The sequence below is a fragment of the Streptomyces mirabilis genome (genome assembly GCF_039503195.1).
Lineage (GTDB): Bacteria > Actinomycetota > Actinomycetes > Streptomycetales > Streptomycetaceae > Streptomyces > Streptomyces mirabilis_D.
Genome location: NZ_JBCJKP010000001.1, coordinates 5674921 through 5690729 on the forward strand (window position 1 = coordinate 5674921; position 15809 = coordinate 5690729).

The window sequence follows — 15809 nt, forward strand, 5'->3', positions numbered from 1 at the left end:
GAAGCGTCGCTCCCTTCCTACCGCCCAATGGGTGGCGATGGCCCGGGTTTCGCCGCTTTTCCGCCCGGAAGAGGGTCTTGATCAGGTATAGGATTCGAGATCGTCTCACTCGAAAGAGTGCTTGGGCGACGGCCCCGCCAACCACGTAGGCTCGTGCTGAACGGGAAAACCCCGTCCAGACAGCCGTACGAACCAGGAGCTGATCGTGATTCCCGGTGGTGGCCAGCCCAATATGCAGCAGCTGCTCCAGCAGGCCCAGAAGATGCAGCAGGACCTCGCCGACGCGCAGGAGGAACTCGCGCGCACCGAGGTCGAAGGCCAGGCGGGTGGCGGTCTGGTGACGGCGACGGTGACGGGCTCGGGCGAGCTGCGTGCCCTGGTCATCGACCCGAAGGCCGTGGACCCCGAGGACACCGAGACCCTCGCCGACCTGGTCGTCGCGGCGGTCCAGGCGGCCAACGAGAACGCCCAGGCGCTCCAGCAGCAGAAGCTCGGCCCGCTCGCCCAGGGCCTCGGCGGCAGTGGCATCCCCGGCCTGCCTTTCTAAGACCGGCGGCGGCCAACTACCGTACGTACTGAAAGATTCCAGGAAGGGCGGCAGTCCGTGTACGAAGGCGTGGTCCAGGACCTCATCGACGAGTTGGGGCGGCTGCCCGGCGTCGGTCCCAAGAGCGCGCAGCGGATCGCCTTCCACATCCTGCAGGCCGAGCCGACGGACGTCCGCCGGCTCGCGCAGTGCCTCATGGAGGTCAAGGCGAAGGTCCGCTTCTGCGCGACCTGCGGCAATGTGGCGCAGGAGGATCTGTGCAACATCTGCCGCGACCCGCGTCGGGATCTGACCGTCATCTGTGTGGTCGAGGAGCCCAAGGACGTCGTCGCGGTCGAGCGGACGCGCGAGTTCCGGGGCAAGTACCACGTGCTGGGCGGCGCGATCAGCCCGATCGAGGGCGTCGGCCCCGACGACCTCCGGATAAGGGAACTCCTCGCCCGTCTCGCCGACGGCACGGTCACGGAGCTCATTCTCGCCACGGACCCGAACCTGGAGGGCGAGGCGACGGCCACGTACCTCGCCCGCATGATCAAGCCCATGGGCCTCAGGGTCACCCGCCTGGCCAGCGGCCTCCCGGTGGGTGGCGACCTGGAATACGCGGACGAGGTCACACTCGGCCGCGCCTTCGAGGGGAGACGACTCCTAGATGTCTGACGCCACGCTGCACGCGACCAGCCAGGACCCGGACGACTTCGTGGTTCAGATCGCGGACCAGGTCGAGAGCTTCATCGTCGCCGTCACCGAAGTGGCGAAGGGCGACGAGCCGGACTCCGCCGTGCCCTTCCTCCTTCTGGAGGTGTCCCAGCTGCTGCTGGCGGGCGGCCGTCTCGGCGCGCACGAGGACATCGTCCCCGACGAGCGCTACGAGCCGGACCTCGGTCCGGAGCCGGACGTCGACGACCTGCGTGAGCGTCTCGCGGTCATGCTGGACCCGATCGACGTCTACTCCGAGGTGTTCGACCCGTACGAACCGCGCAAGGCCCCGGTGGCCTGCCGCATCTCGGACGACCTCGCGGACGTCATCACCGATCTGCGCCACGGCATGGCCCACTACCGCGCGGGCCGCACCACCGAGGCCCTGTGGTGGTGGCAGTTCTCCTACTTCTCCAACTGGGGGTCCACCACCTCGGCGGCCCTGCGCGCCCTCCAGTCCCTGGTGGCCCACGTCCGCCTGAACCAGCCCCTGGACGACCTCAACGGCCTCGACACCGACCAGGACCTCGGCGAGGAGGTCCTCGCGGAGGAGGCGGGCCGGGTCATGGCCGAGGAGATCGGCGGGCCGCTCGGCATCAGGTCGTCCAAGTAGTCCCGGTCCGGGGTCGACCGGCGGGCCAGTGTGCCCGGGTGAAGGCGGCGGCGGAGGTCAGCGTGGCGTCGGCGTCGTCCAGCAGGATCTCGTGCGAACCGACCTGATGAGCAGGGGCGCGAGCCCCGTCAGGTCGGCGAAGACCGGGCTGGCCAGGGGCGTGGCGGGGTCGATCTCGCCCAGGTAGTCGCGGGCGCGGATCTGCAGCCCCTTGGCGGTCAGCGCGGGATCGACGTCGGCCTTTCGCCCTGATGGAGGTCGGCAGCCTGCTCCAGCACGCCGTCGACCAGCAGCTGCGCGACGAGGGCGGCCTCAGCTACACCCAGTCCCAGATCCTCGCCGTGCTCGGGCAGGCCCCCGAGGGGCAGCTGCGGATGACCGACATCGCCGACCGCCTGGTCCACAGTCGCAGCGGACTGACCTACCAGGTGGCCCAGTTGGCCAAGGCGGCAAGCCCGTCGCTCACGCCCGGATCGAGCAGCCGCTCCCATGCCCGGCCCACGTCTGATCCAGCGGCGACGGGCTCGACGTACCGCCACGGCCCCGCCCCACCACCTGGCGGCCTCACCACCGGCACCTGGCGGCCTCACCACCGGCACCAGACACCCCACAGGTCACCCCAGCCCCCACAAGCCCTTCCCCAACGTGGTGAGCCCACCGATCAACGCCAGCAACAGCACGAGCATCCGCGCCCGCTGCTCCGGCACCCGTTCGGCAAGCACCCTCCCGATCGAGGCCCCCACCACCATCCCCGTCACCACGACCCCCCACCGTGTCGGCCCAAGATGCGGAACGCCGTTCGAGGCCACCGAGAAGGCGTTCACCACCACCCCGTAGAACAGCGCGTTCGGCACGAACTCCCGTACCGTCCACCCCGCGTTGAGCGCGTACAGGGAGACCGGCGGACCCCCCACCCCCGCCGCGGAGTTCATGAACCCGCCCGCCGCCCCCGCGGCCACCGCACCCCGCGTGCCACGCAGCGCGGGCAGCCGGGCGCCCCGCATGACCACGACCACGGCCACCGTCACCAGCGCGCCCATGAAAACCAACAGCTCGGCCGGCGGCAGCCGCCGTGCGACCCAGCTGCCCACCGGCACGGTGAGCGCCGCCGCCAGGCACAACGGCACCATCGCGCGTGGCCGCACCCGCCGCCACCCGCCGGCCAGCCCCACGACACAGATCGCCCCGGCGGCGCAGTTCGCGAGGACGACGCCCTCGGCCGGCCCGAGCAGCAGCACCAGCGCCGGCACGGCGACGAGCGCGAAGCCCATCCCGGTCAGCCACTGCACACAGGACCCCAACAGCACGATCCCGCCCAGCATCAACTCACCCGTCACCCATGCCCCTTACCCCACCGGGCACCCCCACAGGCCCGTCACCACCCCCTCGCACAGGGTGAGTTGGCCGGGAGTTGGATCAGCCCTGCACGTCCGCTGGACGGCCCCCAACCAGCGCGAGGAGAGCCTGGAGTCGCTCCCGCGGCAAGCGGAGCACCCCCACCGCAAGGACCCCCACCGCACCGGAGTTCTCATGAAGCGCCGGATACGCAAGCGCGCCGCCGTCATCACCGCCTCCACCCTCGCCGCCGCGACGCCGTGAGCATCGGCATCAGCGCATCGGCCGGCGCGGTCCCGCAGAAGCCGCCCAGCAAGGAGCGGATCGCCGCGCTGTTCGACGGCTGGAACGCCGCGCTGAGGACCGGCGACCCGGAGAAGGTGGCCGACCGCTACGCCTCCGACGCCGTCCTGCTGCCCACCGTCTCCACCAGGATCCGCGACACGCACGCCGAGATCGTCGACTACTTCGAGCACTTCCTCGCGAACAAGCCGGTCGGCAAGAAGATCGAGACGATCGTCAACGTCCTCGACGAGAACTCCGCCCTCGACACCGGCCTGTACGAGTTCACGCTCACCGACCCGGACACCGGCGCCAGGCGCACCGTCGAGGCCCGCTACACGTACGAGTACGAGCCGGCATCAGCGCCATCGTGTTCGCTTCCCGGCGCACCGAGGCCTCGGTGTCGCCGCGCAGCTGCGAGGTCAGCGTGAAGGGCGCGCCCGGCTCATGATCCGGCAGCTGGAACCCGACCCCCCCGTACGGCCTCGATGGTGATCGCCCCCGCGAGCTTGCGCCGCAGCGCGGCGACATGGACGTCGAGCGTCTTCGTCGGGCCGAACCAGTTCGCGTCCCAGACGGCTTCCATGATGTGTTCGCGTGACATCAGCGCGCCCGGCTCCTCGGTGAGGAACGCGAGCAGGTCGTACTCCTTGGGCGCGAGCGCCACCTCGACGCCGTCGAGGCGGACCCGGGCGGCCTTGCGGTCGACGGTGAGCCGGGGCCCGTACCGGTCGGGGCCCGCCGACGTCTCCGTACGGGGCCGGACGCGCCGCGTCACCGCCCTTATCCGCGCGGTGACCTCCCGTACGCCGAAGGGCTTGGAGACGTAGTCGTCGGCGCCTGTCTCCAGGCCCACCACCCGGTCGGTCTCGTCGCTGCGCGCGCTGATCACGATGATCGGCACGTCACCGCGGGTCCGCAGCGCCTTGCAGACGTCGAGGCCGTCGGTGTCGGGCAGGCCGAGATCGAGGAGGACGACGTCGTACGGGCCCTGGTGGGCCAGCGCCGCGTGGCCGGTCGTCACCCAGTCGACCTGGAAGCCGTAGCGCAGCAGCCCCGACGCAGCGACCCGGCGACCGGCTCATCGTCTTCCACCAGGAGTACGCGCACAGCCGAACCTTAGTGCTTGAGAGTTAAGACACGACGGTGTCGTGTGACACGGGGCACTTTCCGGAGTGGCGGGGCGTGTGGGCGGGCAGGTGCCGCTCGGAGCGGCCGGAGCAACCCTGCCGAAACCGGTGGATCTGACGACTCCGGTGGACTCCCGGTGGACCTCGACGGTCCGGAGTGATCACGTCGTGAGCGGGACATCTCACGATTCGACACTCCGGAAGGGAAATCCGGCCGCTCGTTAGACTGAGCCGACCGCAGTTGTGCGGTACAGAGACGGATTGAGCGAGGAGCGCACGTGGGCCTTGTCGTGCAGAAGTACGGAGGCTCCTCCGTAGCCGATGCCGAGGGCATCAAGCGCGTCGCCAAGCGAATCGTGGAAGCGAAGAAGAACGGCCACCAGGTGGTCGTGGTCGTTTCCGCGATGGGCGACACGACGGACGAGCTGATCGATCTCGCCGAGCAGGTATCTCCGATGCCCAGCGGACGAGAGTTCGACATGCTGCTGACCGCCGGAGAGCGGATCTCCATGGCCCTGCTGGCGATGGCGATCAAAAACCTGGGCCACAGCGCCCAGAGCTTCACCGGCAGCCAGGCAGGCGTCATCACCGACTCGGTCCACAACAAAGCGCGGATCATCGACGTCACGCCGGGCCGCATCCGGACGGCGCTCGACGAGGGCAACATCGCCATCGTCGCCGGCTTCCAGGGCGTCTCGCAGGACAAGAAGGACATCACCACGCTCGGGCGCGGTGGGTCCGACACCACGGCCGTCGCGCTCGCCGCGGCGCTGGACGCCGAGGTCTGCGAGATCTACACCGACGTGGACGGCGTGTTCACCGCCGACCCGCGGGTGGTGAAGAAGGCGAAGAAGATCGACTGGATCTCCTTCGAGGACATGCTGGAGCTCGCCGCCTCCGGCTCCAAGGTGCTGCTCCACCGCTGTGTGGAGTACGCCCGCCGCTACAACATCCCGATCCACGTGCGCTCGTCCTTCAGCGGGCTGCAGGGCACCTGGGTCAGCAGCGCACCGATCAAGCAAGGGGACCAGAAGGTGGAGCAGGCCATCATTTCCGGTGTCGCTCACGACACCTCCGAGGCCAAGGTCACGGTCGTCGGCGTCCCTGACAAGCCGGGCGAGGCCGCCTCGATCTTCCGTGCCATCGCCGATGCCGAGATCAACATCGACATGGTCGTGCAGAACGTGTCCGCCGCCTCCACCGGCCTGACGGACATCTCCTTCACCCTCCCCAAGACCGAGGGCCGCAAGGCCATCGACGCCCTGGAGAAGGCGAAGAACGTGATCGGCTTCGACTCGCTGCGCTACGACGACCAGATCGGCAAGATCTCGCTCGTCGGCGCGGGTATGAAGACGAACCCGGGTGTCACGGCCGGCTTCTTCGAGGCGCTGTCCGACGCGGGGGTGAACATCGAGCTGATCTCCACCTCCGAGATCCGCATCTCGGTGGTCACGCGTGCCGACGACGTCCCCGAGGCCGTCCGCGCGGTGCACACCGCCTTCGGACTGGACTCCGACAGCGACGAGGCCGTCGTCTACGGAGGCACCGGACGATGACCGTCCTCTCGTACGGCGGCACTGGCCGCCGCTGATGACCAGGCCGACAGGACCGACGCTGGCGGTCGTGGGCGCGACCGGGGCCGTCGGCACGGTCATGCTCCAGATCCTGTCCCAGCACGCGGACATCTGGGGCGAGATCCGTCTGCTCGCCTCCCCGCGCTCGGCCGGGCGCAAGCTGGCCGTGCGCGGCGAGGAGGTCGAGGTGGTGGCGCTCAGCGAGGCCGCCTTCGACGGGGTCGACGTCGCGATGTTCGACGTCCCCGACGAGGTGGCCGCGCAGTGGGCGCCGATCGCCGCGGCCAAGGGCGTCATCGTGGTCGACAACTCGGGCGCCTTCCGGATGGATCCGGACGTGCCGCTGGTCGTCCCCGAGGTGAATCCGCACGCCGCGCGCGTGCGCCCGCGCGGGATCATCTCCAACCCGAACTGCACCACCCTCTCCATGATCGTGGCGCTCGGCGCGCTGCACGCCGAGTTCGGCCTGCGCGAGCTGGTGGTCTCCTCGTACCAGGCGGTGAGCGGCGCCGGGCGCGCGGGCGTCGACACCCTGCGCCAGCAGCTGTCCCTCGTCGCCGGTACGGAACTGGGGACCACCCCCGGTGACGTACGTCGGGTCGTGGGCGACAACACGGGCCCCTTCCCGGAGCCGGTGGCGCTGAACGTCGTCCCGTGGGCCGGGTCGCTGCGCGAGGACGGCTGGTCCTCGGAGGAGATGAAGGTGCGGGACGAGTCCCGCAAGATCCTCGGGCTGCCGGCCCTGCCCGTGGCCGTGACCTGCGTCCGCGTCCCGGTCGTGACCACGCACTCCCTCACCGTGCACGCCCGCTTCGAGGGCAGGGTCACCGTGGCCAAGGCCCGCGAGATCCTGGCCACCGCGCCCGGAGTCGTCCTGTTCGACAACCCGGCCGCCGGCGAGTTCCCCACCCCCGCGGACGTCGTCGGCACCGACCCGACCTGGGTGGGCCGCGTCCGTCGGGCCCTGGACGACCCGACCGCCCTCGAACTCTTCGTCTGCGGCGACAACCTCCGCAAGGGCGCCGCCCTCAACACGGCGCAGATCGCGGAACTGGTGGCGGCGGAGCTGTTCTAGACGGCCGCGTCAGGTGCCCGGCCGGTGGGTTTCCCTGCCCAGGGTGTCCAGGGGGCAAAATCTCCCTGGCCATGACCGGATTCGTTTGTAGGATCTGTGTCAGTTGTGTGGCCGGAATAATGGTCCGGACCACTTGTACAGGACCCGCTTGGCGTTCGAAGATTTCCCTCCCCGTTCTCCGCAACCGCGCGGAGGGCGGGGAGCGTCTTTGCGGTCGCCCTAAACGGGTGCCCGGGGGCGGCACGGCATAACGGGGCATAGGGGATGAGCTAGTACGCATGAGGGCATTCAATGCACTGCCAGGCGCGCTACCGGTCGCGTCGGCAGGCGTTCCGGCACATGGTCCGGCGGGCGTTGCGAGGTGCGTGGGGGCGGGTCTTGTGGAGCGCGTGGGGGCGGGCGTTGTGCGGTGTGTGGGGACAGGCGTCGTGGGGTGCGTGGGAGCGGGTCCTTCGGCCGGTGTGAGCACGGGTGCTTCGGCCGGTGTGAACCCTGGAGCGAATGTGATGCCTGTCGCGTACAACCCTGGCGGGGGTAAGCGTGTCCAACTGGCGTGGCAGAGGTTCTCGAATTCACCGCGGTACAGACCAGGGGCACGTCCCTGCGTCCACCCCGCCGACTCCGCAGCCCCGGCGTGCCCGGCGGCATGCCGGTGATCGCGCCCATGCCCGCAGCGCGGCCCGCCCGCATACCCAGTCAGCGCGACGGCGCTGAAGACAGCATGGCCGCCGGCACCACGGTCGACCATCTCACCGAGACCTACCGCGCCCACTACCGGTCGCTGCTGGGCCTCGCGGCGCTCCTGCTCGACGACACCGCCTCCTGCGAGGACGTCGTCCAGGAGGCCTTCATCCGCGTGCACTCGGCGCGCAAACGCGTCCGTGACCCCGAGAAGACGCTCGCGTATCTGCGTCAGACCGTGGTCAACCTCTCGCGCTCCGCGCTGCGTCGGCGCATCCTCGGCCTCAAGCTCCTCTCGAAGCCGATGCCCGACATGGCGAGCGCGGAGGAGGGCGCGTACGACCAGTTGGAGCGCGACGCCCTGATCAAGGCGATGAAGGGGCTGCAGCGCCGCCAGCGCGAGGTTCTCGTCCTGCGCTACTTCGCGGACATGACCGAGGCCCAGGTCGCCGAGACCCTCGGGATATCGCTCGGGTCGGTCAAGGCGTACGGCTCGCGCGGTATCGCGGCGCTCCGTGTCGCCATGGAGGCCCCGGCATGAGCCAGCGACGCGACAACCACGACCGACACGAGCCCTACGAGTGGCATGAGCCGACACACCGGCCCACGCCCGCCGAAGACGAGCAAGAGCACGAGCAGCAAGCTGGGAACGGAACTGTGAACCACGGCCCCGACGTAAACGGCCCCCACCCGCAGGGCCCGCACGCACTGGGCTCGGACGGGTCCGGTTCGGACGACCTGGGCTCCGACGGGTTCGGTTCGGGCGGGTTCGGTTCGGACGAGCTGGCGCTGCGCCGGCTGCTGCACCAGGCCGTCCAGGAGATCGAACCCACCGACGGCACGCTGGAGCACCTGCGTCGTGCGGTCCCCGCACGACGGGCCCGCAAGCGTCAGGCCATCGTCGGCGTGGCCGCCGCCGCGCTCTTCATCGGCACCGCCGTCCCCGCCCTCGTGCACGTCTCGAACGCCTCCGGGTCGAACGCCGACCCGTCCATAGCGGGCAACAGCTCACAGGCCCAGGGCGGCACCAGCCAGGGCAAGGGCCCCGACGGCGGCGAGAGTTCCGTGGGCGGCAGCACAGGCACCTCCAAGGACAAGGGCAACGGCAGCCAGACCGGTACGCCCGACAAGGGCAAGGGGGCGAACACCGGGTCGGCCACGGGCGGCCCCGACCCCTCGGCCTCGGCCGCGATCTCGCCCGCGTGCACACCGGCGCAGCTCGGCGGAGGCACCAGTACCGTCGGCACCCCGGACGCCACCGGCGCGGTCTACGGCTCCTTCACCGTCTCGAACGTCTCCACCACCAGCTGCACCGTCAGCGGCGCGGGCACGCTCGGCACGCTCGCGCAGGGCGCCGCGGACTCGGCCAAGATCAGCGTGGTGACGCATGTGGCGGGCGACGCGGCCTCCGGGCTGCCCGACCCCACCACGGAGGTCGCCTCGGTGGTGCTGAAGCCGAGCGCCTCGTACGTCGTGAAGTTCGCCTGGGTGCCCTCGGAGACCTGTCCGACCACTGGCGGCGGTCAGCCCTCGCCGACCCCGACCACCACCACGGACGGCGCCCCCAGCACGGGCGGCAGCACCGCCACGGGCACCGGTGGTACCGGCACCTCGACCCAGATGATGACGGAGGACGGCGGATTGGCCGACGGCAGCGTCACCGTGTCGTACACGGCGGAGACGGGCGCGGCGACGGCCACGACGACCGTGCCCAACGCGTGCGCCGGGACGGTCTACCGGACGGGGATGTTGTCGGCGTCCTGAGGGGCGCCGGCGGCATCGGCTCGGGCGGTGGCGCCGGCAGTGGTTTCGGCTCGGGCGGTGGCTTCGGTGACCGTGGCTTCTTCTTCGTCATGCTCGGGGACGAGTCCCAGCTCCGCGTCCCGGGCGAACTCCGCCTCGCGGCGCAGCAGCCGGAACCACATGAAGACCACGAAGCCCGCGAAGACGAACCACTCACCGGTGTAACCGAGGTTCTGGAACGCCTTCAGGTCCAGGCCGGTGCCCTGAGGCTCGGTCGCGGGCACCGCACGCATCCCGCTGTCGGCCTTCGCGAGGGTGATCCAGGCGTCGTACACCTCGTACGGCACGAGGTTCACCAGTGAGGCCGAGCTGATCGCGCCGGTCTGTCCTGCGGGCAGACCCCCGGCGGCGGTGACGCCGTTCGTCCCCGGGCTCTCGGACGCCTGGAGCGCACCCGTGACGGTGACCTCACCGGTCGGGGCGGCGGGCGCCTTCGCCGGGTCGGCGCTTCCGGGCAGCCAGCCCCGTACGACGGGCAGTGCCTTGCCGCCGTCGACGCGCAGCAGCGTCAGCACGTAGAACCCGCGCTCGCCGTCGAGCTCGCGGCCCGGCACGAGGAGCTGCTTGCCGTACCGGCCGGTCGCGGTGGCCTGCTTTCCGGAGGTCTCCGTGCTCACGGGCAGCAGCCGGGCGAGCGGACGGGCCGCCTCCGTTTTGGCCGCGGCGGCCTGCTCACCGGCCGCGCGGTGGTCCTGCACCCGAGCCTCGAACCGGCTCAACTGCCACGACCCCATGAAGATGCAGAAGGGGATGGCCAACAGCACGAAGACGTTGATCCCCCACCAGCGGGGCGTCAGCAGGAACCGGTACACGACCTAAAGGTACGGTGCCGCGCGCGACGCCGGGGCTTCGGGGCCCTCATGCCGGTGCTCTTTCGAAGGTGGTTCGGCGCGTTCGGCGAAGTTATCCACAGGCTGGGGACCTCGTCAGCGCGGGGTCGGTCGGGCCAGGCACTATGGGGCCATGACTGAGAGCAACGGGTCCATCGAGCAGCAGCAGGCAGCCATGCCCGACTGGGAGAAGCGCTTCCGGGCGCCGCGGGTGTCGCTGCCCGACTGGGCGGAGGACGCCCCGCACCGCGCGCTGTTCGTCTCGAACGCGACGGGGACGTACGAGCTGTACGCGTGGGACCGCGGGACGGGGGAGCAGCGCCAGGTCACGAACCGGGCGAACGGTACGACGGACGGGGTGCTCTCCCCGGACGGTGAGTGGATCTGGTGGTTCGACGACAAGGACGGGGACGAGTTCGGCATCTGGCGCCGTCAGCGCTTCACCGCTCCCAAGACCACGGATTCCGGCGACCACGGCCTCGATGACGGTGATGGTGACGGTGCTGCTGAGGCCGACGCCCCCGCCGCTCCGGGCCTGGAGCCTTCCTACCCCGGGGGTCTGGCCATCGGCAGGGACGGCCGGACGGCGGTCGTGGGCCGCTCGACGGACGAGGACGGCTCGACGATCCATGTGGTCCGCCTCGGCGAGGAGCCGGTGGAGATCTACCGCCACCGGGAGTCGGCGGGGGTGGGCGACCTCTCGCACGACGGCTCCCTGATCGCCGTCGAGCACACCGAGCACGGCGACGCGATGCACTCGGCGCTGCGGGTGCTGCGCCCGGACGGCTCGACGGTCACCGAGCTGGACGACACCAAGGGCGGCACGGTCGAGCTGGGCCTGGAAGTGCTCGGCTTCGCCCCCGTCGACGGCGACAGCCGCCTCCTCATCGGCCATCAGCGGCGCGGCCGTTGGGAGCCGCTGGTGTGGGACGTGGCGACGGGGGAGGAGACGGACCTGGCCCTGGACCTTCCGGGCGACGTGGCGGCCGAGTGGTACCCCGACGGTTCGGCCCTGCTCATCGCCCACAGCTTCGAGGCCCGCAGCGACCTGTGGCGCTACGACCTGGCGTCCCGCGAGCTGGTCCAGGTGCCCACCCCGCAGGGCACCGTCTCCGGGGCGACGGCCCGCCCCGACGGAACCGTGGAGTACCTGTGGTCCTCGGCGGCCGAGCCGTCCGTGGTCCGCTCGACGACGGGCGAGATCGTCCTCGATCCCCCGGGCCTGAAGTCCCCGGGCTCGGTCCCCGTGGAGGACGTGTGGGTGGAGGGCCCCGGTGGCCGTGTCCACGCGCTCATCCAGAAGCCGGCGGGCACGACGGGCCCCCTGCCCACCGTCTTCGACATCCACGGCGGCCCGACCTGGCACGACAGCGACTCCTTCGCGGCGGGCCCGGCGGCCTGGGTGGACCACGGGTACGCGGTGGTCCGGATCAACTACCGAGGCTCCACGGGCTACGGCCGCGAGTGGACGGACGCCCTCAAGCACCGGGTCGGCCTGATCGAGCTCGAAGACATCGCGGCGGTCCGGGAATGGGCGGTGACGTCGGGCCTCGCCGACCCCGCCCGCCTGATCCTCACCGGCGGCTCCTGGGGCGGCTACCTCACCCTCCTGGGCCTCGGCACGCAGCCGGACGCGTGGACCCTCGGCATCGCCGCCGTCCCGGTCGCCGACTACGTGACGGCGTACCACGACGAGATGGAAGCCCTGAAGGCGATGGACCGCACCCTCCTCGGCGGCACCCCCGAGGAGGTCCCCGAACGCTTCGAGGCGTCCTCCCCCCTCACCTACGTCGACGCGGTCAAGGCCCCCGTCTACATCTCGGCCGGCGTCAACGACCCCCGCTGCCCCATCCGCCAGATCGACAACTACGTAGCCCGCCTCACCGCCCGCAGCGCCATCCACGAGGTCTACCGCTACGACGCGGGCCACGGCTCCCTGGTCGTCGACGAACGCATCAAACAGGTAAAGCTCGAACTCGACTTCGCAACCAGACACCTGCCCCGCTGATCCACCCCCAGCAGACGGCCCGAGGAACCGCGCGCCCCCGGCATCGTTTGCCGGGGCGCAGCGCCCCCTCACGGGGCCTGAGGCGCAGCTCCAGGGGGGTCCGGAGACGGCGTCCTTTGCGGGGCTCTCGGACAGAGCCCCGCAGACGTCTGGGGGCGACGTCGTTTGGCGGGGCGCAGGGGCGGAGCCCCGCGGGGGTGTGGGGGCGGAGCCCCCTGGCGGGGGCGGGGCGGGGGCGGGGCCCCAGAGGGATGGGACGGGTAGGGGCGGCGGGGGCGAAGACCCCCCCACCCCACGCGCCAGAAGCGGCACCAGCCACCCCCGAGGCCAAAAACCTACGTACCCGCCGATTCCCGTCGCCGCCGCCCCAACAACTCCGCCAGCCCCCTCCGAGTCGCAGCCAACACCACCCGATCCTCCGCCCGAAGCACATACGTGGAGGGAAGATCCCAGACCAGCCCGGAACCACCCCGCTCGCCCCCACCACTCCCCACGGCGGACACCGGTTCACCACCCCGCCGTCCCCCCGACGCAGCCGTGTCCAACGCAAGCACCCGCCACGCCCCCGCCCGAAACGCCTCCCCCACGGTCCGCCCCTCCAACTGCGGATGCCCACCCACCACGATGGCCGCGAACAGCAACACCCGCCGCTCCACCGGAATCGCCCCGAGGATCTGCCGCCCCATCATGGCCCCGGCAAACGCGGGCGCCGCCAGATGCGACACGCTACGACTCCGAGTCAGCGCCTGCGGATGCGCGGCCCGCAGGGTCCGGTACACGGCGGTGGCGAAGTCGTCGTCGTACAACCGCAGCACGACGCGAAGATCGGGCCGCACGCCACGGGCGTACAACGCGGCCTCCAGATTCGTCGTGTCCGCGCTGGTCAACGCGAGCAGCGCATGCGCCCGATGAATCTTCGCGGCTTCGAGCACACCCTCCTGAGTCACATCCCCCAACACCACCGGCACCCGCAACCGGCGCGCCAGCGCCAGCCCCCGCGCCTCCGGATCGGCCTCGACGCACACCACCGGAATGTTCAGCTCCCGCAGCCGCGTCAGCACCCGCGTCCCGATCTTCCCGACCCCGAGCAGCACCACATGCCCGGACAGCCCTCGCGGCGGCTTGCGCAACGCGGACCCGCTGCGGAACGTACCGAGCGCCTCCAGCACGGCGGCGAGCAGCACAGGCAGCAGCAACAACCCGACGAGCCCGGAGAAGAGCTGCAGAATCTGCCGCCCTATGGGCTCACCGATGGCGGGGTTGTTGATGGCGAAGAGATCGAGCAACGTCAGATAGGTCGCCTGCAGCGGGGGCTCCCCGGTGACGAGCATCGACGCGACCGCCAGCCCGACCACACACCCGACCAGCCCGGCGAACGACCAGCGCAGCCGCCGCGACAGCAGCGAGCCGAAGGGCACGACACTGCGCCCGGCGGACGGCGCGGACGCGGCGTACGACACCGTCTCCAGGACGACGGTCCCGCGCCCGGTGGCCGCCGCCACGGCCCGCTCGTCGGGCAGCAGCCGAGGGCCCTGCGACCCGCTGCTCTCCGAACCGTCGGCCCCGGCAGGGTCGTTGGTGGTGGCGGACAGCAGCGCGAGCGTGCACAGCCCGGGATCGGCGACCTCGCCGGGCCCCGGCGGCGGCCGCTCCACCGCCCGCAGCATCAACCCATCGGTCTGGACGACCTTGCTGGTCCCGGCGACGGCGGTCGCGGCGAGCGCGGGCGCGGCGGTGTCGGCATCGGACAACACGGTGGTGGAGGCATCGAAGCCGAGTCCCCCGCTGCCGCCGCCACCGTCTCCCTCACCGTCGCTCATGGCCATGGCCAACGCCGAGGCCTGATCGAGGAGTTCCTCGATGTGCTGCCCGAGGCGCCGGTTGTAGAGCCGTATGACGAGCCGCAGTCGCGGATTGAGGCGGCGCGCGGTGAGCGCGGCCCGGATGTTGGTCTCGTCGTCGTCATGGACGAGCGCGAGGGCGGCGGCCCGTTCCACACCCGCCTCGGCGAGTACGGACTCGGTGAGTTCGGTGGCCTCCAACACCCGCTCGGAACCGGCGGATTCGGCCGTCCGGTTGGGCGGGCCCTCCCCGTTGCCCGCGGCCCGGTTCACCGCCGCGGACATCCGGTCGAACAGAGTCGAGGCCCGCGCCCGCCCGACCACCGGCGGGCGCACACTGCGCTGGGTGGGCGGCACGACGAGGGTCACCCGTTCGCCGTAGACACCCCGCAGTTCGGCGGCCAGCCGGTGCGCCAGGGCGTCGTCACCGGCCACCACCATGTGCTGGGTCGTGTCGGTCGACGGGCTTTGATACGGAAGGGTCCCCACGAGGGAGAAGAGTGCCGCACCGGGAGGTGTGGTTCCAGAGGGCGGCCTGTGACCGACATCGCCTCAGCGACGCGTACGGGCCCGTGCCTCGCGCGGCGGCCGGACGAACTGCAACTCCAGCGCGACCGGAGGTTCGGCGATCCCCGGTCCTCCGGCGGACGCCCAACTCACCAGCTCCTCGGTGCAGTCGTCCCCCATCGCGAACCCGATCCAGATCGCCCGCGCGCCCCGGCGCCGCGCGTCCCCCGAGGGCTGCACGACCACGACATTGGCCTGGTCGCAGGGTCCGAGACAGTCCACGGTCCGGACCACGAACCGTCCCCGGGACGCCTCGGCCCCGGCTCGCAACCGCTCCAGCTGCCAGGTGTGATCGTCGTCGGGATACTTCCGCGGATCGCCGCAACAACATCCACGGCAGACGACGAGCGTGCAGGGCCGCGACGCGGCGGCACCGATCGCCACCGTACGAGACCTGTCGGCCGAGGCTCGGTTCAACGGATCGGCTCTCCTTGTCGAACGTACGTCTACAGCCGCAGACGATAGTTGACGATCCCCGTGGCGAGTGGTTCGAGATGGGCAGCGGCGCAACAGCGAAGGCCGGGCAGACCAGGCGTTACGTCCGTGACCGGCCGGCCGGCGCTCTCGATTCGGGAACGCGCACCCATACCGTCGATCACCGGCAGGTCCGTTGTCAGTGCCCGCGGTTATGGTCTCCCACGCGCGGTCGGCTTCCGGGGGTTCCAGCTCTGAAGGGAATGGTTGCATCCCCGGCCTGTCCGGGGACGGCCCGGAGATTCGTCCGGGACCTAACCGACGGTCGGGCTTCGTCGATGGCCAGGAGACAACCTGCCAGCGCCGACCGCGCACCACTTTCCCCTGTACGGGCCGCTCGCCTTGCCGTTTCC

The 15809-nt window shown here is 71.0% G+C and carries 14 protein-coding genes and 2 pseudogenes; 11 read left to right on the forward strand and 5 right to left on the reverse strand.

Annotated elements, in window-relative coordinates; all coding sequences use genetic code 11:
• The first annotated feature begins 205 nt into the window (after positions 1-205).
• The 4 genes and pseudogenes from AAFF41_RS26280 to AAFF41_RS26295 form a co-directional block, all read left to right on the forward strand.
• On the forward strand, positions 206-547 hold the full coding sequence (locus tag AAFF41_RS26280) for a YbaB/EbfC family nucleoid-associated protein (protein WP_343324714.1): 342 nt from the start codon (positions 206-208) through the stop codon (positions 545-547).
• 57 nt (positions 548-604) lie between these two features.
• Positions 605-1204, forward strand: coding sequence for a recombination mediator RecR (recR, locus tag AAFF41_RS26285; RefSeq protein WP_054231375.1), 600 nt, complete (start codon positions 605-607; stop codon positions 1202-1204).
• A complete protein-coding gene (locus AAFF41_RS26290) occupies positions 1197-1856 on the forward strand; it encodes a DUF5063 domain-containing protein (RefSeq protein ID WP_060899733.1) in 660 nt (219 codons plus the stop codon). The genes recR and AAFF41_RS26290 overlap by 8 nt, the downstream gene beginning before the upstream one ends.
• 251 nt (positions 1857-2107) lie before the next feature.
• Positions 2108-2242: pseudogene (locus AAFF41_RS26295) on the forward strand (MarR family winged helix-turn-helix transcriptional regulator); the annotation flags it as partial.
• Positions 2243-2470: 228 nt separating this feature from the next.
• Here the strand turns inward: AAFF41_RS26295 and AAFF41_RS26300 are convergent.
• Positions 2471-3178, reverse strand: a complete 708-nt coding sequence (locus AAFF41_RS26300) for a TSUP family transporter (RefSeq protein ID WP_343326356.1) — start codon at positions 3176-3178, stop codon at positions 2471-2473.
• A 73-nt stretch (positions 3179-3251) separates the two neighbouring features.
• Here AAFF41_RS26300 and AAFF41_RS26305 point away from each other — a divergent pair, with 73 nt between their 5' ends.
• Positions 3252-3455 (forward strand): hypothetical protein, encoded by a 204-nt coding sequence (locus tag AAFF41_RS26305; RefSeq protein WP_319750343.1) that lies wholly within the window; start codon positions 3252-3254, stop codon positions 3453-3455.
• A gap of 2 nt (positions 3456-3457) precedes the next feature.
• Positions 3458-3904 carry an SgcJ/EcaC family oxidoreductase gene (locus tag AAFF41_RS26310; protein WP_425526253.1) on the forward strand — a complete coding sequence of 149 codons (447 nt, stop codon included), beginning with the start codon at positions 3458-3460 and terminating at the stop codon, positions 3902-3904.
• Between the two features lie 14 nt (positions 3905-3918).
• On the opposite strand, the pseudogene AAFF41_RS26315 reads toward AAFF41_RS26310, so the two are convergent.
• Positions 3919-4583 (reverse strand): annotated as a pseudogene (locus AAFF41_RS26315) (response regulator transcription factor).
• A 298-nt stretch (positions 4584-4881) separates the two neighbouring features.
• Here AAFF41_RS26315 and AAFF41_RS26320 point away from each other — a divergent pair.
• The 4 genes from AAFF41_RS26320 to AAFF41_RS26335 all read left to right on the forward strand — a co-directional run bounded on the left by AAFF41_RS26320 (position 4882) and on the right by AAFF41_RS26335 (position 9697).
• Entirely contained in the window at positions 4882-6159 is a 1278-nt protein-coding gene (locus AAFF41_RS26320) for an aspartate kinase (protein ID WP_067374019.1), read from the forward strand.
• A gap of 34 nt (positions 6160-6193) precedes the next feature.
• Positions 6194-7252: an aspartate-semialdehyde dehydrogenase gene (locus AAFF41_RS26325; protein WP_343324715.1), complete on the forward strand. Its 1059-nt coding sequence runs from the start codon at positions 6194-6196 to the stop codon at positions 7250-7252.
• A 646-nt stretch (positions 7253-7898) separates the two neighbouring features.
• Positions 7899-8474 (forward strand): SigE family RNA polymerase sigma factor, encoded by a 576-nt coding sequence (locus tag AAFF41_RS26330; RefSeq protein ID WP_054231405.1) that lies wholly within the window; start codon positions 7899-7901, stop codon positions 8472-8474.
• The gene (locus tag AAFF41_RS26335; protein ID WP_319750258.1) at positions 8471-9697 is read left to right on the forward strand and encodes a hypothetical protein; all 1227 of its coding nucleotides are present in this window, start codon (positions 8471-8473) and stop codon (positions 9695-9697) included. The genes AAFF41_RS26330 and AAFF41_RS26335 overlap by 4 nt, the downstream gene beginning before the upstream one ends.
• On the opposite strand, the gene AAFF41_RS26340 is transcribed toward AAFF41_RS26335, so the two are convergent.
• Positions 9667-10548: an SURF1 family protein gene (locus AAFF41_RS26340; RefSeq protein WP_319750259.1), complete on the reverse strand. Its 882-nt coding sequence runs from the start codon at positions 10546-10548 to the stop codon at positions 9667-9669. The two genes, AAFF41_RS26335 and AAFF41_RS26340, sit on opposite strands and share 31 nt — an antisense overlap.
• 151 nt (positions 10549-10699) lie before the next feature.
• Here AAFF41_RS26340 and AAFF41_RS26345 point away from each other — a divergent pair, with 151 nt between their 5' ends.
• Positions 10700-12574, forward strand: coding sequence for a S9 family peptidase (locus tag AAFF41_RS26345; RefSeq protein ID WP_319750260.1), 1875 nt, complete (start codon positions 10700-10702; stop codon positions 12572-12574).
• A gap of 335 nt (positions 12575-12909) precedes the next feature.
• Here the strand turns inward: AAFF41_RS26345 and AAFF41_RS26350 are convergent, their stop codons facing one another.
• Positions 12910-14856, reverse strand: a complete 1947-nt coding sequence (locus tag AAFF41_RS26350) for an NAD-binding protein (protein ID WP_343326358.1) — start codon at positions 14854-14856, stop codon at positions 12910-12912.
• 111 nt (positions 14857-14967) lie between these two features.
• A complete protein-coding gene (locus AAFF41_RS26355) occupies positions 14968-15399 on the reverse strand; it encodes a (2Fe-2S) ferredoxin domain-containing protein (protein WP_319750261.1) in 432 nt (143 codons plus the stop codon).
• Between the last annotated feature and the right edge of the window lie 410 nt (positions 15400-15809).

Excerpts from the sequence above, each read along its gene's own strand:
- AAFF41_RS26325 (WP_343324715.1), top strand. The coding sequence starts at position 6,194 with ATGACCAGGCCGACAGGACCGACGCTGGCGGTCGTGGGCGCGACCGGG.
- AAFF41_RS26345 (WP_319750260.1), top strand. The coding sequence starts at position 10,700 with ATGACTGAGAGCAACGGGTCCATCGAGCAGCAGCAGGCAGCCATGCCC.
- AAFF41_RS26330 (WP_054231405.1), top strand. The coding sequence starts at position 7,899 with ATGCCGGTGATCGCGCCCATGCCCGCAGCGCGGCCCGCCCGCATACCC.
- AAFF41_RS26300 (WP_343326356.1), bottom strand. The coding sequence starts at position 3,178 with ATGCTGGGCGGGATCGTGCTGTTGGGGTCCTGTGTGCAGTGGCTGACC.
- AAFF41_RS26290 (WP_060899733.1), top strand. The coding sequence starts at position 1,197 with ATGTCTGACGCCACGCTGCACGCGACCAGCCAGGACCCGGACGACTTC.
- AAFF41_RS26350 (WP_343326358.1), bottom strand. The coding sequence starts at position 14,856 with ATGGTGGTGGCCGGTGACGACGCCCTGGCGCACCGGCTGGCCGCCGAA.
- AAFF41_RS26335 (WP_319750258.1), top strand. The coding sequence starts at position 8,471 with ATGAGCCAGCGACGCGACAACCACGACCGACACGAGCCCTACGAGTGG.